Origin of the sequence: Fictibacillus macauensis ZFHKF-1, assembly GCF_000269865.1 — a bacterium.
Taxonomy (GTDB): Bacteria; Bacillota; Bacilli; order Bacillales; family Fictibacillaceae; genus Fictibacillus_C; species Fictibacillus_C macauensis.
The window spans coordinates 115,505-141,694 of sequence record NZ_AKKV01000021.1; the positions used below are offsets into that span (position 1 = coordinate 115,505).

The following is a 26,190-nucleotide window of genomic DNA, read 5'->3' on the forward strand; positions in this document are numbered from 1 at the left end:
GGGCTATCACGGTATAGAGAATACATTAACGGTATCTTCTTGCTCCTTCGTAATGTTTTTTCCAATACGGATTATCCAGCTCTGCTTCGGTTACTCCTTTTGTGGAAGAAGCATGCATAAAGTTTCCATTACCACTATAAAGTCCTGCATGAGAAACACCAGATCCTTCTAAATCAAAAAAGACAATATCCCCCGGTTTAAGCTCTCCTACTCGATCCCCATGCTCATATATATCTTTAACAACTCTCGGTAAATCTACGTCTGTTGCTTCTTTAAAAATATAATTCAGATATCCACTACAATCAAACCCCTTTGGTGATTCCCCGCCCCATACATACGGTGTACCCCTATATTTTTTTGCTGTATCAATTAGCTTTCCCGGATCAAATGCATTGAGTGCACTAAGCACACTTTTACCCGCGACGCCGTCTACTACTAAACCATTGGCCTTCTGAAAAGATTTCACTGCTTGTTCGGTTTGCGGCCCATAATATGCTAGCTTGTCTTCCGAATAGTAGCCTTCAGCTCGTAGCTTTTCTTGTAACTGTTTCACACCATGATTCACCATCTCTTTATGTAATGTGTGATCGTCAAACTGTGCCTGAGCAGATACAGGACCTCCTACAAGAACAGCAACGCCTAGTAAGCTCCCTAAAAATTTTTTCAATATAATTATCTCCTTTTATCCATCTCAAATCTTCTACATCGTAACAAAGAAAAATCACAACAATATAAAAGGAAACTTACAATCCCTTTACAAAAATAGCATCATTTCACCTACTCACGTCCTCTTGTACTATACTATTCACCCCTTAAAACTACGAATCTACTTATTACTTCTATATAAAGGAAAAGGATGTACTATTTCCGCGGAAATGAAAATAATTCAAAAATAAAAATTAATGCCTATTTACTTTTTGGATAATAGGTATATATGCTCATTTTAAAATGAAAGCGCATTTATTCGTCAAAATACATGATATATTTACACTATTCGGCCTGTTACTTTAAAAAAAGACAGGTCTTCTTTACCCCGTATAGTTTTATACTAAAATCATAGGACGAAGGGTGAATTACGATGAAAAAACATACTGTAAAAAAAGGCGGACGGCTTGCACTACTTGTACCGCTTGTCGCTGGACTCATTATACCGGCTACATCAAGCTCGGTAGCAGCAGAGGAAATGAAAGCACTTCGCATTCACGACATTCAAGGCGCTACTCATGAATCACCATACGCCAATCAAAATGTCAAAGAAGTAGAAGGTGTCGTAACGTATGTTGTCGACAAAAACAACTTTTACATGCAAGATTTGCAACCAGATGATGATGACCGTACATCAGAAGGTATTCTTGTCTTTAAAAAGAATCACGGTTTAGCAAAAGGTAATGTTGTAAACGTTTCGGGGATTGTAAAAGAGTGGGTTCTTGATGGGTATAATGAGAAACTAACAACTGATTTGCCTGTAACAGAAATTAACGCAGATACAGGTGGAACAGTGACAGTTACTGAAAAAAGCCACAGTTTACCAGCACCTGTTATTCTCGGAGATGCAGGCAGACACATTCCAACTAAAATTATCGATAATGATAATTTTGGTTCATTTGATCCAAAAGAAGATGGCATTGACTTTTATGAAAGCTTAGAAGGCATGCTCGTTACTGCACAAAACCCAAAAATTGTTGCTCCACAAGCAAACGGTGAACTTGCTGTCGTTACACAAAATGAAGGAAATACACCGTTTAATACATCAGGTGGTATTAACATTGCAAAAGATGATTACAACCCTGAACGCATTCTTGTAAACATGGGGGATCGTTCATTTGTTGCCAAATCAGGTGACTATTTCACGGGTGATATTTCTGGTGTTATTAGTTATGGATTTAGCAATTATAAGCTTTTAACGAAAAAAGAAGATTTACCGACCTTCCATGAAGGGTCAACAAAGCCAGAAACAACAAAGATTCAGAAAAAAGATAAAAAACTAACGGTAGCAAGTTTTAACGTAGAAAACTTCTCAGCTGTAAAAACAGGAAAAGACAGCACAAGCGATGAAAAGGTAAGCCGCATTGCCAATTCAATTGTCGGCAACTTAAATGCACCAGATATTGTTGGTTTATTAGAAATGCAGGATGGCAGTGGTCCTAAAAATGACGGTACCGTTGACTCAAAAGCAAGCGCTGAGCGCCTCATTAAAGAAATCACTGCAAAAGGCGGACCAACTTACGCTTATACAGATATTACACCTGAAGATGGAAAAGATGGTGGTGTTCCAGGCGGGAACATTCGTCAAGGGTTCTTATACAACCCAGAGCGCGTACAATTAGCTCCTGGAAAAAAAGGAACAGCTACAGAAGCAACGCAATATAAACATGGTCAGCTTACATTAAATCCAGGGCGAATCGATCCAACGAATAAAGCATTTGAAAATAGCCGTAAACCACTTGTTGGACAATTTATTTTCAACGGCAAAAAAGTGGTAGTCATCGGAAATCACTATAATTCCAAAGGTGGCGACGAGCCGTTATTTGGTAAGCATCAACCGCCAACTTTAAAAAGTGAAGTACAACGATTAGAAATCGCACAAATTGTTAATCATTTTGCTAAAAATATTCGTCGCGACAATCCAGAAGCGAACATCGTTATGGTTGGTGACTTTAATGACTTTGAATTCACGCCAGCTCTGCAAACAACCATTGGTAAAGAGTTCACGGATATGATTACGAAAGTACCTTACGAGCAACGTTATACGTATTCATACCAAGGAAATGCGCAAGTGCTTGATCATATTATTCTATCTGACAACGTTGCTAAAAAAGCAAAAGTAGATGTTGCGCACATTAACTCACAATTTATGGAAGCACATGGCCGTGCTAGCGATCATGATCCTGTCATCGTTCAATTTAAACCAAAGAAAGAAACAGGTGGTTACGACCGTTAAGCAGTAAAGGCACTTTATGAAAAAATCCGAATGGAGGTTTACCTCCACTCGGATTTTTTCGTTATATCCAACCTTTTTCTTTGGCGATGATGATTGCATCCATCTTATTTTTGGCATGTAATTTTTGATAGATTTCAGAAATATAGTTTCGCACCGTACCCGACGATAAGAATAACGTATGTGCAATCTCTTTTGCCGTATATCCATCTGCTACTAAACGCAGTACGTTTTGTTCTCTCATTGAAAGTGGATTACCCGCTCCAATTGCTCCGACAATAAGCTCGGGCGCATACTCTCTTTTTCCACTGACCACCTGTCGAATACATTGTGCTAAAGCATCACTAGACCCATCTTTCAATAAATAACCGTGCACACCCGCTTTGATCGCTCGTTCAAAGTAGCCCGGACGCGCAAAAGTAGTAACGATGATTACTTTCGTAGCCAGTTGTTGCTCTTGCACTTTTTCAGCTACATCAAGTCCAGTCATGAGCGGCATTTCAATATCTAGTAAACAAACGTTCGGCTGCAACGTTTGCAGCAAGTGCAACGCTTCCTGGCCATTACCCGCTTGCCCAATCACATGTAAATCTGCTTCTAAATCAAGTAACGAACCGAGTGCTCCCCGGAGCATTCCCTGATCTTCTGCAATAACAATTGTAATCATACTCCCATCTCCTCTTGGCGATGATTCATAACGATAGGAAGGGTTATGACTACTTGGGTGCCAGCCACTGCATGGATTGTTAGCTCACCATCTACTAAAGAAAGCCGTTCTTGCATACCTTTTAGACCGTTTCCTAACACCAGCTCTTCCTCTATTCCTCGACCATTATCCGATATACAGATGGATACTTCTCCTAATGAGCGCTCAATAACAATTTCACAGCGCGTTGCTTCTGCATGCTTCACAATGTTCGTTACCGCTTCCTTCATACACATACTGACTATATTTTGCATGAATTTTGGAACATTTAACAGCGTTGGATCTCCTTTTAGCTCAAAAGATATACCAGCTGCTTCTAACAATTGTTGAATGGACACACATTCTTCAGCAACTGTTGTTGTTCGCATCTCTGTGACCAATTCTCGAACTTGCGCTAAGGCAGCGCGTGATGTTCCTTCAATATCTTTTGCTTCTTGACACGCCCGCGCCGGATCTACCGCAACTAGTTTATGAAGAAGCTGACTTTTTAATGTAATTAACGAAAGGGTATGACCGAGAGTATCATGTAAATCACGAGCAATGCGCATGCGTTCTTCTTTTTGAACAAGTGCTTTTATTTGCTCATTGGCCTCATATAGCTCCTGCTGTAGCTGTTGCTTTTTCCGACCAGATCGAATGGCAAAAGCCATCCCAATCATCACAAACAGAAAAGGAACAGTATAGAACCATGTCTTCCAATCAACATGATTAAAAAAAAGAAGGTAGGCAACTGCTAATACTTCAGTAGCAATAAACAAACCTATCATTATACTAAATTTTTTCTTCTCCTCATAAAAGGAGAGCATAGGTGAAATAAAAAATCCTAGCATCATGTTCATTGGATGAGCGTACAAAGTAAGAACAACTAAAAGACAGAGCTGAACAAAAATCAACTGATCATAGCGACGTCCTTGTACAAAATACAACTGGCGGTATAAGACTAAAAACACAGCAAGCAACGTGTAAATGATGATGCGTTTCCAGCCAGTTTCATTGCTTGCCCCTAGTAATGGTAAAATAAAATAAACAAGGCCGATATAAGGATAAAATCCCTCTTTTTTCGGAAAGAGTCGAAATGACTTAAACACTTACGCAACACCTTCCTGTTTCTTGTGAATATATAGCGATACTACCATAAAAAGCAAGAAATAACCTATTAAACTTGCCATCATTGAAAGAGATGGATAATGCCCTGTCGTAATGGCCCAGGCACCTGAACCATACTGATAGGATGGAAGGTAGTGCACCATTTTTTGGACAAGAGACGGAAATACGTCTACAGGCATCCATAATCCACCTGTGATTGCGAGTCCTAAATAAAGTACATTAGCAATCCCCGCGGCTGTATCTACAGATTTCATCGTGCCAATCATTAACCCTAATGCTAGAAATGGCAAAGACATAACAAGAATCCAGCAAGCCGCACCAATCCAGCTACTCCACGTTAACTGAATATCATTCATAACATAACCTACTAAAAAAATAATGATAATAGACACTACGTGAATAAGCGTTTGACTCACCATTTTCGCTAAAAAGTAAAGCGAAGAAGGAAGTGGCGTTACCCGTAAATAATGCGTCCAACCAAAAGCTCGTTCTTGAACGAGTCTCATTCCAATGGACATAATAGAGGACCCCATTACACTAAAGACTGTCATCGACATTAAATAGTGTATGTGCCACGCTTCTTCATTTTTCATAGGAATTGAAATGATTTTCGTATATAAAAAGTAGAAAAAAATCGGTACACAAAGCGACCATATCACGTAAAATTTATTCCGAAACAAGCGTCTCAATTCCGCCTGACATTGTGCAATAAACATTGTCATCATATGGCCTCCCCCTTAGTTAAGGTTTCAAAAGCGACGTCTAACGATCCTTGTGATACCAAAATCCCATTCACATTCCACTGCTTTTCAAACAACGCTTGTAAGACCCTATCAGAATTCTCTACTTTAAGAATAATTCTTCCATCATCCTCTTGAACGTCCTTCACCGTCGGTAGCTCCGCACACATGGAGCATGTAATACCTGAACCCGGAATAAAGGAAATGACATGCAGCGCTAGCGATCCTTTAATGGTTGCGACTGAACCATCTGCAATGAGTGTTCCTTGCTTAAACAGAAGTAAGCGATCAGCTACCTCATCCGCTTCTTGTAAATAATGGGTCGTAAAAACAATCGTTTTTCCTTGCTGTTGTAAAGCGTTAATTGTTTGCCAAAATAAACGGCGTGCCGTAACATCCATACCGACTGTAGGCTCATCAAAAAATAACAGTTCTGGATTACCTGCTAACGCTAAAGCAAAGTTAACTCGTCGCTTTTGACCACCTGATAACTTTTCCACTCGCCGCTTCAGATCATTTGGTGTTAGCCCTGTTAATGTCATTAACCTTTCAAATGAAAGGGGCGCACTATAATAAGAACGAAACAATTGCAGCAATTCGCCAACTTTTAAGCCATCCATTACACTTACGTCTTGAAGCATCGCCCCTAACCGCTCCTTTACTCCCCGTGCATTAGGGGTATGACCAAACAAGGTCACCTCCCCACTTGTTGGTGTCATCAATCCTAGCATTAAAGAAATTGCGGTCGTTTTCCCAGCCCCATTTCCGCCAAGAATAGCCGTTGTTTCACCTTTACGTAGCGTAAAAGACAAATCTTGAAGCGCCTGTTGCTCTTTATATAGTTTTGAAACATGAGAAAAAGTTACGATATCATCCACTCTTGCCACCTCCACCTTCTACTTACAGTGTACGTTTTCAAGGTGCTGCTAGTTAGTAACCTCTGTCATCACTACAAGATGACAACTGTCATGAATATTTACACTTGACCTACTCTTCTTATTTGCAGTACCTTTAAAGTAGCTTATAAAATGAATGGCTATTCATTCATTTTTAATCGAGAGGAGAATACTTGTGTCTAATCAATCGCCTGAACAGTTTGTACAAACACTCGAACTACCTGTGATTTCTGCACCGATGTTTCTCGTTTCTAGCCCAAAGCTTGTAATTGAAGGATGCAAAGCTGGTATTATTGGGTCTTTTCCTTTATTAAATGCCCGAACAAGTGAACAATTAGATCTCTGGATGGAGGAAATTACAACGGAATTAGCGGCCGCCTCTCTTTCATCTCCTGCCCGAAAAATTGCTCCGTGGGCTGTCAATATTATCGTACATAAAACGAATACACGCTATGCGAGTGATCTTGAACTGATTGCCAAGCATCAGCCGCCAGTCGTTATTACTTCACTTGGTCATCCTGGTGAGGTCGTAGATATTGTCCATGAATATGGCGGTCTTGTCTTTTCGGATGTCATTCACTTAGCACACGCTAAAAAAGCAGCTCAAACAGGAGTGGATGGCTTAATTCTCGTCTGTAACGGCGCTGGTGGTCATGCTGGAACACTTAATCCCATGGCCTTTGTCGGCGCTGTGAAAGAATTTTGGTCGGGACTAACAATTCTTGCTGGCTGTATTTCTAGCGGCGAAGATGTTTTAGCTGCAGAAGCACTCGGCGCTGACCTTGTTTATATGGGCACGCGATTCATATCAGCTTCCGAAAGCTTTGCAAGCAATGAGTATAAAGAAATGCTTATTCACTCTTCCTTTGAAGACTTACTTTACAGCGATGCCTTTAGTGGTGTTCATGCCAACTATTTAATACCGAGCATTGAAAAAGCAGGTCTTGATCCAGCTAATCTTACTGCAAAAGGCAAAGTAGACATGTCACATATCGATGCTTCCAATGCAAAAGCTTGGAAAGATATATGGTCAGCAGGACAAGGTGTGCATCATATTAAGCATGTTCAGCCAATGAAAGAGATTATAGCCGAGCTTCGTCACGGCTACGACACAGCTCTTCAACGAGTAATGACCAAATACCGCATGAAGCAATCTTAATGAAAAAAGAGCGTCAACTCTTCTGAGAGTGACGCTCTTTTTTATGATTGCAAAGATTGTACGAAACGCTGAATGCGCCGCATCGCTTCCTCTAGTTTAGGAATGGACGATGCATAAGAGCAACGAATATACCCTTCGCCACTTTCTCCAAATACATTACCAGGTACAACAGCTACTTTTTCTTTTAACAATAGTTGCTCAGCAAATTCTTCAGATGTTAAGCCGGTTTCTTTAACACATGGAAATACGTAAAAAGAGCCACCAGGGAGATGACAAGCTAACCCCATTTCATTTAATGAACGCGTCACTAAACTGCGGCGCTGACGATAGCTTTCTTTCATTTTCATGACATCTTTTGCTCCATTACTTAATGCTTCGAGCGCTGCATATTGTGCCATCGTTGGTGCACACATCATCGTATACTGATGAATTTTTAACATAGCCGCAATAATTTCCTTTGGACCACAAGCAAAGCCCAGTCTCCAGCCAGTCATCGCAAAGGCTTTTGAAAACCCGGAAATTAAAATGGTCCGCTTCTGCATGCTAGCGATCGATGGAAAGCTAGTGTACGGCTCATCGTATGTTAGCTCACCATAAATCTCATCTGAAATAACGAGTAAATCATGCTTTTCAACCATTTCAGCAATGCGTACTAATTCTTGTTTGCTAAGGACAGTACCTGTCGGGTTATTCGGGCTACAAAGAAGCAATGCTTTCGTTTTTGCTGTAATCGCTGCTTCAATTTGTTCAGGCTGCAACTTAAACTCTTGATCTGGTTGCGTGTGAATCGGAACAGGTACACCACCAGCTAATGTAATCGTCGGTGCATACGATACGAAGCTTGGCTCAACGACAATCACTTCTTCACCAGGATTTACTATGGCCCGCAGCGCGATATCAATCGCCTGAGAAGCACCGACGGTAACGACCATCTCTTCTTCTGGTGAGTAGGTAACTTGAAAGCGACGACGCATGTACTTGCTTATTTCTTGACGCAACTCTAGTAGTCCAGCATTTGCCGTATACGCTGTATATCCACGCTCTAAAGAGTGATAACTCGCTTCAATAAACGTCCATGGAGTTACAAAATCAGGCTCCCCAACTCCGAGTGAGATTACATCCTCCATCGAAGATGCTAAATCAAAAAAACGACGAATGCCTGATGGCTTAATGGCTTGTACATGCTGAGACAAGTAGTTTTTCTTTTCTTTTACAGAAATCATGGTGTCACCATCATGCGTTTGTCTTCTTCTTGATCTGAGAACACCAATCCATCATGCTTGTATTTTTTAAGTACAAAATGCGTTGTTGTACTAATCACCGAATCAATCGTTGATAACTTTTCAGAAACGAACTGAGCCACTTCAGCCATCGTTTTTCCTTCAATGGATACTGACAAATCGTAAACACCTGACATGAGATAAACCGCCTTCACTTCAGGAAACCGATAAATACGTTCCGCTACTTTATCAAAACCGACACCGCGTTTTGGCGTTACCTTCACATCGATCATAGCTGTCACCGCTGCTTCATCTGCATCTTTTGCCCAATTTATAATGGCAGAATAGCCCAATATGATGTTCTCTTTCTCTAACTTTTTAAGCATTTGTGACGTTTCTTCTTGCGTTATATTCATTAAGTTTGAAATGGTTGAAATATCTAAACGACCATTTTTTTCAATTAATTGTAGAAGTTCGCGTTGTTTCGCGTCCACATTCATCACTCTCTTTTTATAGAATATGGAGAATATTATAACAAACCATAAATAAAAGCCAATGAATTTTGTAAAAATCACGATAATTTATGACCTAAAATATTAATTACAAAAGATTATGCATAGGGAATTCATGAAAAAAGAAATTGATGAAATTGTGACTACTGAACGTACTTGTACCTACAAGTTCCGCGGCAGAGGTTATACTTTTTATATCACCTATTTACTTTTTAAAAGAAACGGACTATACCTATGTAAAAATCGGTTTAACGAATCAAGAGTTACGTACCATTATTACGCAACAGTTACTGCTACTCTTTTTTGTTCCAATCGCTGTCGCTTTTGTTCATAGTACATTTGCCTTTATTGCGTTTCAGAGCTTTTTTAAACTTTCTATTTTCAGTGAAGTAAGCAGTGTGCTCTTAAGCTTCCTTTTGTTGCAAGTACTCTATTTTTTACTATTACGCTCTCGTTACTTACAAAACATACTTCGTGCACTATAAAATCTACATTATACGAAAAAATCCACGACTACTCAGAAGGAGTCGTGGATTTCTTTTTTATAAAACTGCGCTTAGTAACATCGCGCCACCAAAGGCGATAAAAGAGAGCAATGTTTCAAGCACCGTCCACGTTTGGAACGTTTCTTTGACACTTAAACCGAGGTATTCTTTCACCATCCAAAAACCCGCATCATTTACATGAGAAAACATTAACGATCCTGCACCGGTTACAATGACGAGCAATTCAACGTTAACACCGCTCATATTTTCTATAATCGGCGAGATAATGCCGGCCGCTGTCGTAAGGGCAACGGTTGCAGAACCCGTCGCAATCCGAATAAGACCAGCAATAATAAAGGCGAGTACGAGTGGAGATAGCGCTAAATGTTGAGACATTTCACCGATTGATTTGCCCACACCACTATCTATTAAAATTTGTTTAAATCCGCCGCCAGCACCAATAATCAAAATAATGGAACCAACCGGCAGTAGGCTTTCTTCTGATAATTTCTTTAACTGATTTCTTCCCATACCTTGAGCCATTCCGAGAAAATAAAAAGCAACAAAAACACCAATTAACAAGGCAATTAACGGGCTTCCAATAAAGGACATTACTTCTTTTACTGTCGATGAAACGCCTAAATAAGGGGCAAGTGTCGCAACAACCATCAAAATAACAGGAAGTAAAATAATAAAGAAGGAAAGACCAACAGATGGGAGTTGCTTCGATTTCTCCTCACCACTAATTAATCCTGGTTCTCCCTTAGGCACAACTCGCTTATTGATCCATCGCGCAAAGACAGGCCCCGCAATGATCGAAGCTGGTATCGCGATGACTAATGAATACAACAATACTTTTCCTAAATCAGCATTATAAATTTTAATAGCCGTTAACGCACCTGGATGCGGAGGCACAAGACCATGAACAATGGATAACCCAGCAATAACCGGTAAAGCAATTAATAATAGATTTTGTTTTGACGTTTTATGAATAGAAATAACGAGTGGTAATACAATTAAGATTCCGACTTCAAAGAATACCGGAATTCCAATGACGAAACCAGATAGCAGCATCGCCCAAGGCAATAGCTTCACTCCGAGCTTGTTGACAAAGAACTGAGCTACCTGTTCACCTGCGCCAGAAGTTGCCATCATTTTTCCAAGAATCGTACCGAGAGCAAGAATGCCTACTAAATGACCAAGAACGCTACCAACACCTGTTTCGTAGGCGCTTACAATTTGATTAAGAGAAAGTCCGGTGACAATCGCCAGAAATAAACTTGCAATGACTAAACTAATAAAAGCATGCCATTTGAATACAGAAACTCCTATGATGACGATTACAATTGATAATAGTGTCATAAGAAGTAAATAAGTTGTCATAAAAAATCCACCTTTCAAGCAACGTATCACCGCGGAACATCGCTATAAATCCTTATCTATCGTAACAAATAATAAAAGAAAATGCTTACAATATGCTTTAGCAGATTAAATAAGGAAAATACCAGGACACAATACTTCCTCTGTTTCGTGGTGCATGTGGGGATTGAACCTGGTTTGTGCGCCAACCGAGAACTCTTGTGCGCTTTACGCTTTTCGCCATTATTGAAGAGCTTTTACGCTATTTCTTCTCATTTTTAAGCACATATACGAGATGATCTCTTCATTTTCTCTCTTTTTCATCCCTTACCTACGTTGTTGGAGGCAATTTACCTGGTCTGCGCGCGAATCAAGGGCTCCTGCGCGCGAACAAACCTGGTCTGCGCGCGAACGGACCTGGTCTGCGCGCGAATCGAAGGCTCATGCGCGCGAACGAACCTGGTCTGCGCGCGAATCGAAGGCTCTTGCGCGCGAACGAACCTGGTCTGCGCGCGAATCAAAGGCTCCTGCGCGCGAACGAACCTGGTCTGCGCGCGAATCGGAGGCTCCTGCGCGCGAACGAACCTGGTCTGCGCGCGAATTGGGGGCTCCTGCGCGCGAACAAACCTGGTCTGCGCGCGAATCGGGGGCTCCTGCGTGCGAACGGACTGCCCACTCGCGTTTACAGAAGAGTTTGCTCTCTGCTCTAATTTTTGGTGCATTCGATGGCTGCTCATATACGCAAGAGAATCTAACATCAAACGAACGAGCGACATGAAAAAATGGCTTGATCACCGAAACGGATGATGAAGCCATTTTTTATGTGCTAAGGCGATTGATGTCCCAGCCTCTTTTTATATTAAAAATAGTTTTTTTTCAATTGCTGAAAGCGTTGCTCATCAATTGATTCTTTATGAAGCTTGCCATCGTACCATTCGGTCCACGATGTAGCGGTTAACGTTCGGCTTCCATGTGGTGTTAGTTTTGTGAAAAGCAAGCCTTTATTAAAGGGTGATTGCTCATCTTGTCTTATGATGCGTTGAATATCGTTTAACACTGCTTGCTCATTATGAAGAGGTTCCGTTGAAAAAGCATAACCCGTCTGCCACTCCGTATGTTTATTGTTAACAATCATTTCTAATACATGATTTCCAAAAGGTGTCATTTCACGTCTAATTCGGAATTGACCATTCGCTGACTGCACAATCTCTCCGTTTAAAGGAACGGGCACTAGAGGAAGGTTACCACCAAATCCTGTGTCTACTAAGTAATCTTTACCCTCATGGTGCAGTAAAATTGCAACATGCGTTCCACCTAGGTCCGTAAAGGCTTGTTGCTCGGGGTTAAATACCTCGCCGCGAATAAGGCGGACATGAAACCCATTTTCTTGAAGAAAATAGTATAGCAGGCTATTTAGTTCGTAGCACAAGCCACCCTCATTGCGTTGTAATAGTTTTTCAACTATTGACTCTTTCGTAATAGCCTGACAACGCTGTTCAATAATAGCTGCATTTTCAAAGGAAAACGTATACGCAATCGTCGGCAAAAGTTCCTTTATGTCTTCAAACGTTAGTTGTTTCTCATGAAGATTGATTTTACTTCGGAATCTTTCATCTAACATAATAGTCACCTCTTCCTCATCATACCTCGCCATACTTTTTAAAGAAAAGGAACTTGCTTATAAATCTAACGCCATTAAATCTTCATCATAATAACAATCATCAACCTTTAATGCTTTTTGCTCTACTCCATACGTTTGAAACCCTTGGCTTTCATATAATCGTTTTGCTCGTACATTGCTGGATACGACCATAAGTAATAACCTCATAAAGCCCCGTTCTTTTCCTTTTTCAATAGCCGCTCGTAACAACGCTTGACTCGCACCCGTTCCACGGCTTTCCGGGCTAACATACATCGCTGTCACGTTCGCTTTATGCTTCATTTTTTCAAGTGGTACAGGAACGAGCGAAACCATTCCTACAAGGCTCTCATTTATAAAGGCACCAAATGTATAGCTGTCATCTTTACTGAAACGTTGTTTTAATTTCTCAATTGGTTCCTCTTCCTTCATAGCCTCTTCGTAGGAAACGGCAAAGGCCGCTGGTGTTTGCTGAAGGGCTTCCAACCTTAGTTCCCAATAAGCGGGGGCATCTTGCTCCTGTAGTATGCGAACTTGCATCGTAACTTTTCTCTCCTGTCTTACGCTTTTTCTTTTATTATCTCCTTGATCAAAACTTTTGCAATCTTTTTATGCTGTAAAACTACGGTAAAATCTCTAATGCTATTTCCCTATAAAAATGTTTAAAGACGCGTCAACGCTTCCATTCTCCTAATAAGTGATATTGTCTTTTAATGCAATCGTAAAGGTTGTTTAATAAAAAGATTTTACAATTGTATTATAAACAAAATAAAATTTTATCTTTGGAGGCATAACTTATGAAAGTAAAAGCGTTTCTTCTTGGTGTACTAGCACTTGCTGGTGTGTTCGTTGGATTTGACTTACAGAATTCACACGGCACATCCTTTGCAGCCAAAAAAGCTGCCAATTATGATGAAAGCGTTACACTACCAATGGCAAAATATCCTGAAACAGGGAAACATATTAAGGATGCCATTGCTGCTGGTCATTCAGCTGTATGTACGATTGATCGTGGTGGGGCTGCTGACCGTCGCAAAGAATCATTAAAAGGATATCCAACTAAACCAGGTTATGATCGTGATGAATTTCCAATGGCTATGTGTAAAGAAGGTGGTAAAGGGGCGGACATCCGCTATATTACGCCAGCTGATAATCGTGGTGCCGGATCTTATATCGGTAACCATGTAGAAAACTATCCAGATGGAACAAAAGTTTTAATTTCTGTGAAATAAGGAATAGGCTACAAAAAGGAGTGTTCTTTCGTGAACAAACTACTTATTTCTTATTCTCAACTTATTATTACAAATACCGACGAAGAACATTCATCGTTTCAATGGAGCGATGAAGATGTTAAAAGAGGTTATAGTGTGCAACGAGGCGCTGTTGCAATTGAGGCAATCAATAATGATGAAAGTGAAATTGAGGTAATCGTAGGATCTTATCTTCCAAGTGAAAAGGCTACAGTGACATATTCACTGCCATTTCCCGTACGCGCTGACTCAATCATCGTTACAAGTCCTGGTGCTGTGACGCTTCCGTTTTCAGTACCAAAAGGAACCTATCAACTTCATGTTGAAGCTATTCCTCTCCAACAACCAACTGATGACGGGCTATTTCCTGTCCGCTATCAGCTTTATTTTGATACCAATGGGTCTAAATAGTCCAAGAACCAACAAATCACCTTCCTATAGGCATGTTGTTGGTTCTTTGATCGTTGTTATGTATTTAATTCTCCATGTACTTCTTTAATACTTTTCCCACCTAAAAAAGCATGTCCCATTTTCAGCGTACCTACCGTTTGAAAACCATATTTTTCATACACTTTAGCGACATTTTCATTAATCGCCGTTACCCACAGTTGGGGAATGCCTCTTCTCATTATTTCAGATTGAAGATGACCGATGAGTGCACCTATTAAGCCTTTTCCACGAAAAGCTTTAATCGTCCCAACACTTTCGAGGCGCGCTTCGTTTTAATGCTGAAAGATGCAAGCTAAAGAGCATGGAATGGAGTTTTCACGCAATAAATAATAAGTAAACGCCGGATTTGTGAATTGTTTCTTAAAAACTTGCGCTACATTCGTCTCATTTCCATTCTCCCATATGTTTCGTTCTACCTCTAAAGCTTCTTGAAAATGATCTTCTGTTACGATTTCAATTGATCTATCTGGATGTTGAATGTGCTGCTCTATTTGAGAGTTCCATACTTGCACCGGGTTACTTAGTTCCTCATAGTGAAATCCTCTTGCCAACAGCGCAGCAATCAAGGCGCTTTGCTGCTGAGTTTCATAAATATAAAATCGAGGAATTATATGCTTGGATTGGAAATACTGTATGACTTCATCAATGACTTGCTGCTCATGAGCGTGATTAGAGTCGTAGTAATTCGGCTGCTTTTCATTACAAAAAATGGCGCCCCAAGCAGTATCTTTCCGGTTTGTAAACGTGTCTAAATAGGCAAAATCCAAGGCCAACATAGATGATAACTGTAGCATAAACATTCTCCTCTCATGAAAATTATACCATTTATAATAAAGCACACTATTTCCCCTGTTTTGTGGCGCATTCGCGAGCTTGGCTCTTGATTTTCTCTCTTTTTAATCCCTTGCACCTGCTTTGAGGGAGGATATATCTTGTTTGCACGGAAATCAATCTTTTCGGGATCATTGATTTGCTTGGCACGCTATTTCTAGAAAGCTCAACTCTCTCTGGCATGCTCCTGCGTTCGACACGTCTACATGTAAAACAGCGCGTTCAAGACAGGAAACTCGAACGCCAAACAAGCGACAATGAAAATAACAAGCAACAAAAAAATGGCTTCAGCATCACAAACCGATGATGAAGCCATTTTTTATGAGGTAGGGCTGTTTATGTCCTAGCCTCCTCATTTATTGATTTCTAACAATCAACACATCACACTTCGCATAACGAGCGGTATGTTCAGATACGCTTCCCATAATAAAGCGATCGACACCACTCATACCCGTCGCACCACAAATGATTAAATCAGCCTGATGTTCGCTAGCGATTGTTTTTGCTAATGTTGTTTTTGCTGAGCCAAATTCAATGACCGTTTTCACATGAGCTACGCCGTGCTGATGTGCTTCTTCTTCAAAATTTTTCAACAGCTCTTCGCCCGCATCTTTTGCTTTTTCCGCCATTTGGGTATACCAATCATAGGTTGAAAACGTTCGTGCATCTACAACATGTGCTAAGATCAGTTCTGCCTCATTTTTTTTAGCTACTCTTACTGCTTTTTCAAAAGCTAATTTGGAAGCATTAGAGCCATCCAATCCTACTAAAATATGTTTGTATGGTTGATCCATGATCAATTCCCCCTTTTATTACCGTCTTGGCTATATAAAAAAGCGCAAGCGGCCTGTGGATTAAATGAAATACCTCTTTAGCCTCACCACACCTTTTCTCCTATGTCAGTGGCTACATCTATAAGATATATGAGCTTTAGAAAAAATAATGTGAATTTTATCACATGTACCCATAAAAAAACCGTACAACAATCGTTGCACGGTACTGCCTCTATTAAGCCGGATAGCCCCCTCCAGGAGGCGGCCAAGCGCCAAACAAACGGCGTAGCAAAACAATTTCACCAAGATGGTATGTATTATGAGAAGCAATGTTCCGAAGAATCCCTGCATTCGATTCTGTTGGAAAAAAGTTTACACCTTCATCTAGCGGCAAACTTTTAGCATACGAAATCGCTTGGTCTAGCCCATTCAAAAATGCCGCCAACGTGCGTTGCCATTCTTCGGAAGTTGGCGCTTTTTGTTCTGGCCAGCTTTCTGTTACACTCTTTGGTCTCTCTGGTTGCTTCCCTTCTAAGTACTGTAATAAAAATGTTTGCCAATAGTTCATATGCCAAACTAGTTGGTAAATTGTATAAGGAACGCCTTCTATTTCTTTCCCTACAAGTGCTTCGTCCAGATCAGATAAGGCTCGGGCAATGGGAAGATGTCCTCTCTCACCAACTAACGATTTTACGAGTGCCTCTGAAAAAGCTTGATTGGCTTCAGTCATGATTAAACCTCCTATTTTCACAATTACTTGCTATTATTTCCAATTTTCTTGCAACACAATCTCTGTGTTAAAGCTGTGTTTCATATTTTACCTTACTTCAATTAAAAGTAAAAATAATTGAAGCCTAAAAAAAGCCCAATAGGAAGAACCATTGGACTTTAGGATCACTAGCTATACTTTGAGAATGTGTTTCTTTTTCAAAAGAGGAACTAAGATGAGAACACCGAGAAGCATTAAACATGCGGCAGTTTCATAAATAGTGAGAATGGACAAATGGGCTTTCATCCAGCCCCCAATCGACATCATTACTACCATCGCCCCCATAAAGAGTGGATTCAAAATGCCCATCACCCTTCCAACGAAAGCTTCTTCTGTATTTTGTAAGATCATTGTATTAATACCAATTTGAATACACGGCATAAAGAGGCCCGATATAAACTCCGCCATGAGTGTTACCCAAAACGTAGTGGAAAAGCCCATAGCAATAAGTCCAATCGCATTAATCGTCATGCCTATAGCTAATAGCGTTTGAGGTTTCATTTTTTTAGCAAGCGAAAGAATGAATCCACCGCCTAAAATCATGCCGATTCCAAAGGCAGCTAACAACCATTGCAGCATCTCTTTCGGTAATCCGAGTCGTTCCGTTACTAAAAAAACAGCAAGTGGTTGGGTCATCCCAATGGCAAGCCCCGCAGCAGCAAAACACCCTCCTAACAGCGTTAATAGCTGGTTGGAAAGAACGTAACGAAAGCCTGCCTTCATTTCTTGTATCAAGGTCGTTCGTTCAGTTCCTCGTTCAACCTCACGATCTTTCGGTAATCCGATGAGCGCAAATGCTGAAAGAAAGAAGGCACAACCCATAATGCCGATTGCCGCCATAATTCCGAATTGTTGATACACGACTGTTCCAAGTACAGGTCCAAGAATCATAAATAACGCAAAAACCGTTTGGTACATTGCCATACCCGGCTGAATGAGCGCTTCTGGAACGTGAAGTTTAAATAATTTCATGCCGGCAGGCTGAGAAAACTGCGATAATATGGAAGAAAGAAGCGTAGCAAAGAAAATCATTTTCCAGCTACCCACAAGCAGTGTAAGCAATACAAGAAAAACCGATGCACCACTTAACAAATCACAGCTAATCATCGTTTTTCTTGGCTTCCATCTGTCCGCGAACGTCCCACCTATAAATGAAAAAAGGAAGATGGGCGCAAATTCCGCTACGGAAATTAAAGAAATGGCAATGGGGTTTTCCTTTGTTTTCTCAATAACAAACAAAAGAATGGCAAAGTTCCGTACCCAAATCCCAATTTGTAGAAAAAGGACCGAAAGTAAAATGGTTCGGATCACCCTATTTTGAAGAAGCGCTAGCATGCCCGTACGTTCTTGCGCAGCTGTTGTTGACATAAAAAAAGAAGCCTCCTTATCCCTATTTCTGGACAGGAGGCTTCGCGAACTGTTCACACAATCATACGTTACTAGCAACATACAAAAGAGGAACAAACTGAAGAATGCCTGAACAAATCCTATCCAGAAAATAATCGTACTACATATACGAATCTTTTTCTTAGAAAATAGGATTAATTGTTCATCGGCCCATTCTTCACCCTTCCGTTACGTAATACCTTTATATTACCTCATTATAGTTCTACATTCAAAGTTTATTACAAAAATTTTCAAGAAAATAAAGCTGCCCATGTTTTTGGACCGACTATTCCATCTACTTGTAACTTTTTTGTTTTTTGAAACGTTTTAACAGCAGCCGTTGTGATTGGACCAAAAATACCATCACTTTTTACATTCAATTTCGCTTGAATTTTTTTGATGTTTTGAACGTCTTTGCTTCCTGTTTTAATCAAGTGCCCAGGATAAGGCTCGTCTTTTATTAAACAACGATAGTATTCGTTAATAATGTCTTTTCTAAGCTGATCATAGGTTTTACCATAACGCTTGAGTGCATTGGAAGGATCATCACGACGAGGTGGATCCAGTTTCTCATGACCAATCCATCGGCTCGGATCAAATTTAAACACATATGATACGTATGCACAATACCAAACATAGCGCTTATATGCTTCAGCAAAGGTAATATTGCCACCGAAGCATAGTTCTACACCTACTGCTTTATCATTCGCATCATCACCAAAAAGTTCATTATCTTCTGGTCGATTGTAACGAACATGAAACGCTTTTTCTGCTTTACCGGTCGTTAGTGGAATGATTTCTAAAATGGTTTGATCATCTATAAACGTATGAGCACTCGCTGAACTAGGGTCGTTCGGAGTGGAATTAAAATATTTTTGATTGTTACGCGCTGTAGAACCTGGGTTACCTGTATCATGAAGAACGCCGAAATTCGGTGTAAAATAATCTCCACCACGACGTGTTCCTTTTTGAATATAGTCTTTACTAACTTTATATTTCATGTTGAATTTCACAAAAATCCCCCTTTACATCGGAGCAATTGTAAATGCAAATAAAAGCAGACATTGCCCCACTATATTGTATGAACCATCGTCATTGTTTGAATGGTTCCTTGTCCTACGAGCAAAAAAAACAGGAAAGCGCACGTTTTCCGCCTTCCTGTTCGTTCCTATTCTATGCTCTTTGCCACCATCGCTTTTTTTCAGAAGTCGTCACTAAACGCTCCAATTTTTCATTGATCTGAAGTAACGCGTCCTTCACTTCCTGTAACTGAGCGCTAAGTACTTCTTGCTGTTGAATCACTTCTCCAATGCCCTCAATCGCTCCTCCATCTCCTGAAAACAGATGGTCCATCGCTTCTGTTTGACCAAAACCAAGCTGATTAAGTAAGCCATCTTCTTTTAAAAAATTAGCCGCCATCATCATCATGCCATTTAAATCCAGTGTTTCTTCACCATGTTCAAAAGGTGAGGTGGTTGCCTCATTTCTTCTTTCTTTTTCATTATGGCTTTCGGTCATGAATAAGCCCCCCTTTTTTAATACATACAGTGATGCTTTCGAGCTATTGTATGCAAAAGGAGGCTCATTGGTTATTCGCCTATCGAATTTCATTAAAAATACGAAACGGCTCTAGATCTGGGTCTTGTTTAAATAAAGAAGCAAAGCGCTCGTGTTTCATCATAAGCTGTGAAACCGTTACGAATTTATAGCCTTTTTTCTTTAAAATGGGCAAAATCATTTTCACTGCTTTTACCGTCTCTTGACGATTGCCACCTGCATCGTGCAATAAGATAACATCACCATTACGCACGTGAGAGACAACATGCGTAGCGATCGAACTTGCCGATGGATGCATCCAATCTCTCGGATCTTGATGCCACGACCATAGTAAAATTTTATAGCCCTTTTTTATCGTATAATTAATAATCGGCTTATTTAACGTTCCACCGGGAGGACGAAAAAGCTTCACTTGATTTTTTTGATATTGTTCAATTAGCTTCTCGGTTGCATCAATTTCTTTTTTATAGGCCGATGGAGGAAGCCGATAAGGGTGCGTATACGTATGATTTCCGAGTTCATGCCCTTCTGCCACTTCTCGCTTAACGATGGCAGGGTGACGTGCCACATTGCGTCCTACAAGAAAAAACGTTGCTTTCGCATCATATTTTTTTAACGTATCTAAAATCTCATTTGTATACGCTGGGTTTGGTCCATCATCAAACGTAATAGCCACTTCTTTTCGCTCGGAAGGAAGATCCCAAACTACTTCACCTTTTTTCTCATAATAAAACCGATTAATCTTAAAAGCGGCACCTGTTTCCATTGGGTGATACATAATAAGGCAGCCCGAAAACAGAGCACTTAAGATTAGCGTTATCCATCGTTTATGAACCGCCATGCAATCCCTCCTGCTGTTTTACTCCATCCTTATTATGCAGCAAGAAAGAAAAAACATTCCTAGATTTCTTCACCTAAAATAGGACTATTTTTAATGTAATCCCATTGTGATTGAATATCGCTCCTAAGCTGCTCATTCTTCATGTTGAGGAGCTGATCCATTGATCCCCGCACAAGAATCCCTTCTTTAAAATCCATTAACTGTATGATGATCTTGTGAGAGACGGCTTCACGCTCTTTATACATAAAATGATACCGAAGCTCGTTCATCCACTCTCCTCCAAATCACAAAAAATTAATATCGTAGCTTAAGAAGCAACGCTTTTACTGCCTCATCCTTCATGACAATATCTTTATATTTTCGTGTGATTTCAGTAAGTGCCACATCATGATAAAAGAATTCGGTTAAAAACATAACAAGTGGACGTGCTTCTGTCGTAATGGCTTGCCATTTCGTATCTTCAATACCTGCAAATAACATTTCTTGTTCATCAACAACGAGGAGGCGACTTCTTTCTAATGCGCCATGATGTGGCTCTGGAATAAGCGTAGAAACGTGTTTAAGCGAAGTAGTAATGTGACCAATCACATGAATGGACACATCCACTCCATCTTGTTCCTTTGCCTCTAACAGCGGAAGAAAATGCTCAATATCATCATACCAGCCTGAAAACACAATGGAGGTGTCCGCCTTATGAAGCATCGTTTGCATAAAAGCCTGAATGGAGTGATTATCTTTTAATGTCCATACACGATCATCTGCTATCACTTTTTTTTGTTGGGCCGCCTTTAACTGCTTTACATTCTCTTCAAAGTCCGCTTTTAATTTTTCAATTGCCTCATCTAACGGCAGCGGCACATACAATCGCTTCTTCTCGACCGTCGTTTCTAAAATCATTCCCTTTTCTAAAAGACGGTGCAGCACTTCATACACTTTAGATCTTGGAACGGCCGATCGCTTGACTACATTAGTGGCATCGAGCGGTTCAGATGATGTGAGTAAAGCTTGATATACTTGACTTTCATATTGTGTAAATCCGAACTGTTGAAGCATCATTAAACTCCTTTATAACCATAATCATAGCTAAATCATACCATAGGTGAAATAGGACTTGAAATCATCATAAAAAATGTTACTATTACAGTGGTAACATTTTTTAAAAGGATGATGATATATGAACAAACGTGTCTACCTCCTAACGATTGTTTCGTTCGTCGTTGGCATGGTTGAATTAATTATTGGTGGTATATTAGATTTAGTGGCTAAAGACTTAAATATTAGTCTTGGTCAGGCTGGCTTTTTAATTACAGTATTTTCGCTTGTATTTGCCATAGCCTCCCCTGTTCTTCTTGTCGTAACAGCTAAGATGGAACGAAAAAAACTAACACTCATTACGCTTATTGCGTTTTTCTGCGCGAACTTAGTAGCTATTTTTAGCTTTTCCTATAGCTTACTTGTGCTTGCTCGAATCTTATCAGCTGCAAGTGGTTCATTGCTTGTGGTCTTATGTATCACAATGGCATCGAGTATCGTCACAGAACAGTACCGTGCTCGAGCCATTGGGGTAATCTTTATGGGTATTTCCGCTTCTCTCGTACTTGGTGTTCCGATTGGATTATTACTCGGAAACGCCTTCGGTTGGCGGGCGCCCTTTATTTTCATTGCCGCTTTAACACTGCTTTCATTGGCTGGCGTTTACTTTTTCATGGATCGTATGGCACCTAAACCATCCGTACCGCTTTCCGTACAAATACGTACGTTAAAAAATCGAAAACTGCTTTTTGCTCAATTAACTTCCTTTTTATTTTTAGCTGGTCATTTAACGTTATACGGTTATTTAACACCTTTCCTTAAAGAAGCTCTTGGCTTTGGAGGAACGATGGTCAGTATCGTTTACTTAATTTTCGGTTGTGCTGCAGTCACTGGTGGCGGCATCGGAGGTTTTCTTGCAGATCGATTAGGAACAGCTCGGTCCATTATTAGCTTTATCGTTTTATTTGCAATCATTATGTTCGTTATTCCGTATACGACATTTTCAGTTCCTGTTTTTCTACTTGTCATGATTATATGGAGTATGCTTAGTTGGGCAATTACTCCCGCTATGCAAAGTTACCTTATTGAGTCATCCTCTGCAGAAACAGCAGATGTACAACAAGGCTTAAACAATACAGCACTTCATTTAGGGATTGCATTCGGATCCGCTGTTGGTGGCTACGTTATTGAACAATCATCCGTGCTATCAAACGCCTCAGTTGGCGCGTGCTTTATTATCGTGGCACTTGTAACGAGTCTTATTTCGATAACAGCTGGTGTACGTCGTTATAAAGTTAAGCATCCTAACCATACTGCTTCATAAAATTAGAAAGAGCTCAACAGCCACATGGCCGTTGAGCTCTTTCTAATGAACTGTCTCTTTTTCTTAAAAATGCGCATACTAGTGTAGAAAGCCTTTTTTTATCCTAATGGTCGTAACAAAGGAGGCGTAATCATGAAAAATGAACAGCAACCGATTTTAACCGATGAATTTCTAAAAGAAACTGCAAAAGATATTAATGAAGAATATGGTTGGGATTCTGCTGTATCAAATGAAGACAACAACTTGTTCTATAATAATTCATTCTTTTTAAAATAACGCCACATTCCCCACGTTAAAACAATTAATAAGCCAACAATCACAACGGTTGCTAGCGGGGAGTGTGCATATGGCAAAGGTACGTTCATGCCAAAGAATCCTGTCACAAAGGTGAGCGGTAACATAATCGTTGAAATGAGTGTAAGAACATTTAACTTTTCACTCGATTTTGCGTTAATAATGGAATAATACGTGTCGAGTGCACTGTTAACGAGATCACGTGACGTTTCCGTCGAATCTACAATTCGTTCCAAATGATCCACTAGATCGACGAAGAACGGGACATTCTCTTCACGGATATCAATTTTCCATTGCCCATCTACGGTCATGAAAATCCGCCGTTGCGGCAAAATGACGCGTCGAATTAAAATAATCGTTCGCTTTAACGATAAAAACTCTTCAGTTACGCCCCGTACACCCTCTTCATATATTTCATTTTCTAATTCATCAATCCGAATGCCAATGCGATCGAGAATTGGAAAATACTCATCCGTAATTCCATCAATGAGCGCATATAATAACAGATCCGCTCCATTTTTCATATACTTGCAATGACTTGTACAAATCGCATCCATTTGTCCTAGCCATCTCATTCGGTCTTTATGAATCGTTACCACATAATTAGGCCCGACAAAAACATTTAATTCGATCGTAGAAATTTCATTTTCTCCCTCTTCATCATAACGAGGTGCATGAAATACGTAAAACTGATAATCTTCATAATCATCCATCTTAGCGCGTGGGCTATCGTGAAGACAATCTTCAATTGCTAACGGATGAAAATCAAAAAGAGCGGCTATATCGTATAGCTCTTTATTCTTTAAATCAAACACATCAATCCATAATAAATTCCCTTGATCTTGTAAACAGCTATGAACATCTGCAAAGGCAAGATCTGTTTTCATTAACTGTTGTTGATGATCGTATAAATACGTTTTAATCATTTCCCTCACCTCTTTTGTAGTCAGAGGCAGTAAAGGCTGTCGTTATTCTTCTTTAAAACGTAGTAGAGGAACATGAGCACTTCGTTGCCTCTTTCATCACTTTCTTTATATTGCACTGATAATTGGGGCCATCTGCGCCCATGAAATCCCCACCTCCTGAATTTGTGTAAAAAAATAAAACTATTGCCAATATATGAAAACTCCATAGAAAAGTCAATCACTTTTTTATGTACAGCTCTAAAAAGACCCTCTCAATGATTGAGAGGGTCTACCTATTTAGTAAAGAATGGTACGTGCTAATTCAGTCGTATAATCTCGTTCTGGAATTAATCCTTCTTTAGCAGCACGATTTAGTAAGCCTGTAATGGCCGCGAAACCATCCTCTCCAAGATTTTCTGTAAATTCATTCACATACAAATCGATATGTTGTTTCGCTACTTCTTCTGAAAGTTCACTTGCGTGTTTCATGACATAGTCACGTGAAGCTTCTGGATGCTGCCACGCATACTGCACAGACTGTCTAATCCATTCGGAAATGCGCTCGTGATCCATATGTTTTTGGACGATAATTGCCCCTAACGGTATAGGTAAACCGGTATCTTCTTCCCACCAACTACCCATATCTGCTAACATGGTTAATCCATAATTTTGATACGTAAAACGCGCCTCGTGAATAACAAGTCCCGCATCAATTTTACCTTCACGAACGGCCGGCATAATTTCATCAAATGGCATTACAACGGTTTCACCGATTCCACCAGGCACGTGATCAGCTGCCCATAATCGAAACAGCATGTACGCCGTCGAACGTTCTGATGGTACGGCTACTTTTTTCCCCGCGAGCATTTCTGGTTTCGCATGTTCTTCACCATTTACGAGCACCAATGGGCCACAGCCACGTCCGAGTGCACCTCCACAAGGTAAAAGCTTGTACTCATCAAGTACATACGGAAGCGCTGCATAAGAAATTTTCATAATTTCTGGCCCTTCTTTTCGTGCTGCTAGTCCATTCGTAATATCGATGTCGGCATAGGTTACATCGAATGATGGCGCTCCTTCTACCAAGTCATGAACGAGCGCATGAAAAACAAAAGTATCATTTGGACAAGGCGAAAAAGCAATCGATTGTTTAGTCATTTAAAGTACCTCCACTAAGTATTTACTCACTTCTTGTAATGATTGCAGTGCTTCTTTTATTTTCCACGAGGATCGATCGCGTGGACCAACAGGATTAGAAATGGCACGAATCTCTAAAAACGGCACATTAAATGTTTGCGCGGCCATTGCCACGCCATAGCCTTCCATCGCTTCAGCTGCCGCTCTTGGCGCCCGTATTTGCAGGCGCTGAGCCGTTTCTTCTGTACCAGTCACCGTTGATAGCGTTAAAATGGGCGCTATACAACTTTTCAACTGAGCTTGTTGACAGCGTGCTAGAAGGGCTTTTGCAACACTATGCTCCGTTTTAGCAACAACAGACGCTCCAAACCCTAGTTCATCCAGCGTTAAAAAACCATCCTCTGCTTCTGCTCCTAAATCAAGGGCAATGCTTTCATCAGCAATGACAAGTGAGCCGATGTCCGCTTTCTCGACAAATCCGCCAGCGATGCCCATATTAATGACGAATTGATAGTGATTCGTATGTAGTGCTTTTGTGGTAGCAACAGAAGCGGCTACAGGACCTACTCCGGCAATCTCTACATGGAAGCCCTCTTTCATACCAATACCAGCTAACACCGCTTGGCGCTCTGCTTCTACAGACGTCATGATTAGTACTGTTTGCTTGTTTTCACTCAATCTCGTTACTTCCCTTCTTTAGAAACATCCACTGTAAAGGGTAGCATGTTCCAAGACTTCTTTTCCACTATCAAGTTCTGGCAAGATGGCTAGATTGCTAATGTCTCACCGTTATGTTTTACTAAATTGTTACTGATGGAGGTTTTTAGGATGAAAAAAGGCTATGTTGAATGATTTGATTTTTCACAACCACGTAGTGTAA

28 protein-coding genes and 1 pseudogene are annotated in these 26,190 nt (G+C 40.3%); 6 read left to right on the forward strand and 23 right to left on the reverse strand.

The annotated features are described in order from the left end of the window. Window positions 1–25: 25 nt before the first annotated feature. Window positions 26–667 (reverse strand): C40 family peptidase, encoded by a 642-nt coding sequence (locus A374_RS05525; protein WP_007201209.1) that lies wholly within the window; start codon window positions 665–667, stop codon window positions 26–28. Between the two features lie 411 nt (window positions 668–1,078). On the opposite strand from A374_RS05525, the gene A374_RS05530 reads away from it, so the two are divergent. Further along, a complete protein-coding gene (locus tag A374_RS05530) occupies window positions 1,079–2,941 on the forward strand; it encodes an endonuclease/exonuclease/phosphatase family protein (RefSeq protein ID WP_007201210.1) in 1,863 nt (620 codons plus the stop codon). A gap of 61 nt (window positions 2,942–3,002) precedes the next feature. On the opposite strand, the gene A374_RS05535 is transcribed toward A374_RS05530, so the two are convergent. From A374_RS05535 to A374_RS05550, 4 genes are read right to left on the reverse strand one after another with little or no spacing between them, the layout of a single operon-like run. Further along, entirely contained in the window at window positions 3,003–3,605 is a 603-nt protein-coding gene (locus tag A374_RS05535; protein WP_007201211.1) for a response regulator transcription factor, read from the reverse strand. Continuing rightward, complete coding sequence (locus tag A374_RS05540; RefSeq protein ID WP_007201212.1) at window positions 3,602–4,732, reverse strand: sensor histidine kinase; 1,131 nt, start codon at window positions 4,730–4,732, stop codon at window positions 3,602–3,604. The genes A374_RS05535 and A374_RS05540 overlap by 4 nt, the downstream gene beginning before the upstream one ends. Then, the gene (locus A374_RS05545) at window positions 4,733–5,473 is read right to left on the reverse strand and encodes an ABC transporter permease (protein ID WP_156793148.1); all 741 of its coding nucleotides are present in this window, start codon (window positions 5,471–5,473) and stop codon (window positions 4,733–4,735) included. Continuing rightward, window positions 5,473–6,369 carry an ABC transporter ATP-binding protein gene (locus A374_RS05550; protein WP_007201214.1) on the reverse strand — a complete coding sequence of 299 codons (897 nt, stop codon included), beginning with the start codon at window positions 6,367–6,369 and terminating at the stop codon, window positions 5,473–5,475. The genes A374_RS05545 and A374_RS05550 overlap by 1 nt, the downstream gene beginning before the upstream one ends. 193 nt (window positions 6,370–6,562) lie before the next feature. Here A374_RS05550 and A374_RS05555 point away from each other — a divergent pair, with 193 nt between their 5' ends. Beyond that, window positions 6,563–7,546 (forward strand): NAD(P)H-dependent flavin oxidoreductase, encoded by a 984-nt coding sequence (locus A374_RS05555; RefSeq protein WP_007201215.1) that lies wholly within the window; start codon window positions 6,563–6,565, stop codon window positions 7,544–7,546. Between the two features lie 41 nt (window positions 7,547–7,587). Here A374_RS05555 and A374_RS05560 read toward each other — a convergent pair whose 3' ends face one another. From A374_RS05560 to A374_RS05585, 5 genes are all read right to left on the reverse strand, one after another. After that, the gene (locus A374_RS05560) at window positions 7,588–8,769 is read right to left on the reverse strand and encodes an aminotransferase (protein ID WP_007201216.1); all 1,182 of its coding nucleotides are present in this window, start codon (window positions 8,767–8,769) and stop codon (window positions 7,588–7,590) included. Then, window positions 8,766–9,266: an Lrp/AsnC family transcriptional regulator gene (locus tag A374_RS05565; protein ID WP_169313998.1), complete on the reverse strand. Its 501-nt coding sequence runs from the start codon at window positions 9,264–9,266 to the stop codon at window positions 8,766–8,768. The genes A374_RS05560 and A374_RS05565 overlap by 4 nt, the downstream gene beginning before the upstream one ends. A gap of 554 nt (window positions 9,267–9,820) precedes the next feature. Next, on the reverse strand, window positions 9,821–11,146 hold the full coding sequence (locus tag A374_RS05570) for a GntT/GntP/DsdX family permease (protein WP_007201218.1): 1,326 nt from the start codon (window positions 11,144–11,146) through the stop codon (window positions 9,821–9,823). Between the two features lie 835 nt (window positions 11,147–11,981). Next, window positions 11,982–12,743, reverse strand: a complete 762-nt coding sequence (locus A374_RS05580; RefSeq protein ID WP_007201220.1) for an arylamine N-acetyltransferase family protein — start codon at window positions 12,741–12,743, stop codon at window positions 11,982–11,984. A gap of 57 nt (window positions 12,744–12,800) precedes the next feature. Next, entirely contained in the window at window positions 12,801–13,301 is a 501-nt protein-coding gene (locus A374_RS05585; protein ID WP_007201221.1) for a GNAT family N-acetyltransferase, read from the reverse strand. Between the two features lie 257 nt (window positions 13,302–13,558). On the opposite strand from A374_RS05585, the gene A374_RS05590 reads away from it, so the two are divergent. Beyond that, window positions 13,559–13,993 carry a NucA/NucB deoxyribonuclease domain-containing protein gene (locus A374_RS05590; RefSeq protein ID WP_007201222.1) on the forward strand — a complete coding sequence of 145 codons (435 nt, stop codon included), beginning with the start codon at window positions 13,559–13,561 and terminating at the stop codon, window positions 13,991–13,993. Between the two features lie 30 nt (window positions 13,994–14,023). Further along, complete coding sequence (gene comJ / locus A374_RS05595) at window positions 14,024–14,422, forward strand: competence protein ComJ (protein WP_007201223.1); 399 nt, start codon at window positions 14,024–14,026, stop codon at window positions 14,420–14,422. A 56-nt stretch (window positions 14,423–14,478) separates the two neighbouring features. Here comJ and A374_RS21105 read toward each other — a convergent pair. From A374_RS21105 to A374_RS05640, 10 genes and pseudogenes are all read right to left on the reverse strand, one after another. Beyond that, window positions 14,479–14,718: pseudogene (locus A374_RS21105) on the reverse strand (GNAT family N-acetyltransferase); the annotation flags it as partial. Between the two features lie 15 nt (window positions 14,719–14,733). Continuing rightward, window positions 14,734–15,255, reverse strand: coding sequence for a hypothetical protein (locus tag A374_RS05600; protein ID WP_238535155.1), 522 nt, complete (start codon window positions 15,253–15,255; stop codon window positions 14,734–14,736). A 393-nt stretch (window positions 15,256–15,648) separates the two neighbouring features. After that, the gene (locus tag A374_RS05605; RefSeq protein WP_007201224.1) at window positions 15,649–16,086 is read right to left on the reverse strand and encodes a universal stress protein; all 438 of its coding nucleotides are present in this window, start codon (window positions 16,084–16,086) and stop codon (window positions 15,649–15,651) included. A 214-nt stretch (window positions 16,087–16,300) separates the two neighbouring features. Next, window positions 16,301–16,795: a DinB family protein gene (locus tag A374_RS05610; protein WP_007201225.1), complete on the reverse strand. Its 495-nt coding sequence runs from the start codon at window positions 16,793–16,795 to the stop codon at window positions 16,301–16,303. A gap of 171 nt (window positions 16,796–16,966) precedes the next feature. After that, window positions 16,967–18,202, reverse strand: a complete 1,236-nt coding sequence (locus A374_RS05615) for an MFS transporter (RefSeq protein WP_007201226.1) — start codon at window positions 18,200–18,202, stop codon at window positions 16,967–16,969. A gap of 269 nt (window positions 18,203–18,471) precedes the next feature. Then, window positions 18,472–19,233 (reverse strand): peptidoglycan recognition protein family protein, encoded by a 762-nt coding sequence (locus A374_RS05620; RefSeq protein WP_007201227.1) that lies wholly within the window; start codon window positions 19,231–19,233, stop codon window positions 18,472–18,474. A 160-nt stretch (window positions 19,234–19,393) separates the two neighbouring features. Beyond that, the gene (locus tag A374_RS05625; protein ID WP_007201228.1) at window positions 19,394–19,738 is read right to left on the reverse strand and encodes a hypothetical protein; all 345 of its coding nucleotides are present in this window, start codon (window positions 19,736–19,738) and stop codon (window positions 19,394–19,396) included. 79 nt (window positions 19,739–19,817) lie between these two features. Continuing rightward, window positions 19,818–20,618, reverse strand: coding sequence for a polysaccharide deacetylase family protein (locus tag A374_RS05630; protein ID WP_007201229.1), 801 nt, complete (start codon window positions 20,616–20,618; stop codon window positions 19,818–19,820). Window positions 20,619–20,677: 59 nt separating this feature from the next. After that, the gene (locus tag A374_RS05635) at window positions 20,678–20,887 is read right to left on the reverse strand and encodes a hypothetical protein (RefSeq protein WP_007201230.1); all 210 of its coding nucleotides are present in this window, start codon (window positions 20,885–20,887) and stop codon (window positions 20,678–20,680) included. A gap of 25 nt (window positions 20,888–20,912) precedes the next feature. After that, entirely contained in the window at window positions 20,913–21,671 is a 759-nt protein-coding gene (locus tag A374_RS05640) for a TrmB family transcriptional regulator (protein WP_007201231.1), read from the reverse strand. A 121-nt stretch (window positions 21,672–21,792) separates the two neighbouring features. Between A374_RS05640 and A374_RS05645 the strand changes: the two genes are divergently transcribed. Further along, window positions 21,793–22,974 (forward strand): MFS transporter, encoded by a 1,182-nt coding sequence (locus A374_RS05645; protein ID WP_007201232.1) that lies wholly within the window; start codon window positions 21,793–21,795, stop codon window positions 22,972–22,974. Between the two features lie 132 nt (window positions 22,975–23,106). After that, on the forward strand, window positions 23,107–23,250 hold the full coding sequence (locus A374_RS20890; RefSeq protein WP_169313997.1) for a hypothetical protein: 144 nt from the start codon (window positions 23,107–23,109) through the stop codon (window positions 23,248–23,250). Here A374_RS20890 and corA read toward each other — a convergent pair. The 3 genes from corA to A374_RS05660 all read right to left on the reverse strand — a co-directional run bounded on the left by corA (window position 23,223) and on the right by A374_RS05660 (window position 25,988). Then, entirely contained in the window at window positions 23,223–24,194 is a 972-nt protein-coding gene (gene corA, locus A374_RS05650) for a magnesium/cobalt transporter CorA (RefSeq protein WP_007201233.1), read from the reverse strand. The genes A374_RS20890 and corA overlap by 28 nt on opposite strands. Before the next feature lie 276 nt (window positions 24,195–24,470). Then, on the reverse strand, window positions 24,471–25,331 hold the full coding sequence (locus tag A374_RS05655; protein WP_007201234.1) for a 1,4-dihydroxy-6-naphtoate synthase: 861 nt from the start codon (window positions 25,329–25,331) through the stop codon (window positions 24,471–24,473). Next, window positions 25,332–25,988 carry a futalosine hydrolase gene (locus A374_RS05660; protein WP_007201235.1) on the reverse strand — a complete coding sequence of 219 codons (657 nt, stop codon included), beginning with the start codon at window positions 25,986–25,988 and terminating at the stop codon, window positions 25,332–25,334. Between the last annotated feature and the right edge of the window lie 202 nt (window positions 25,989–26,190).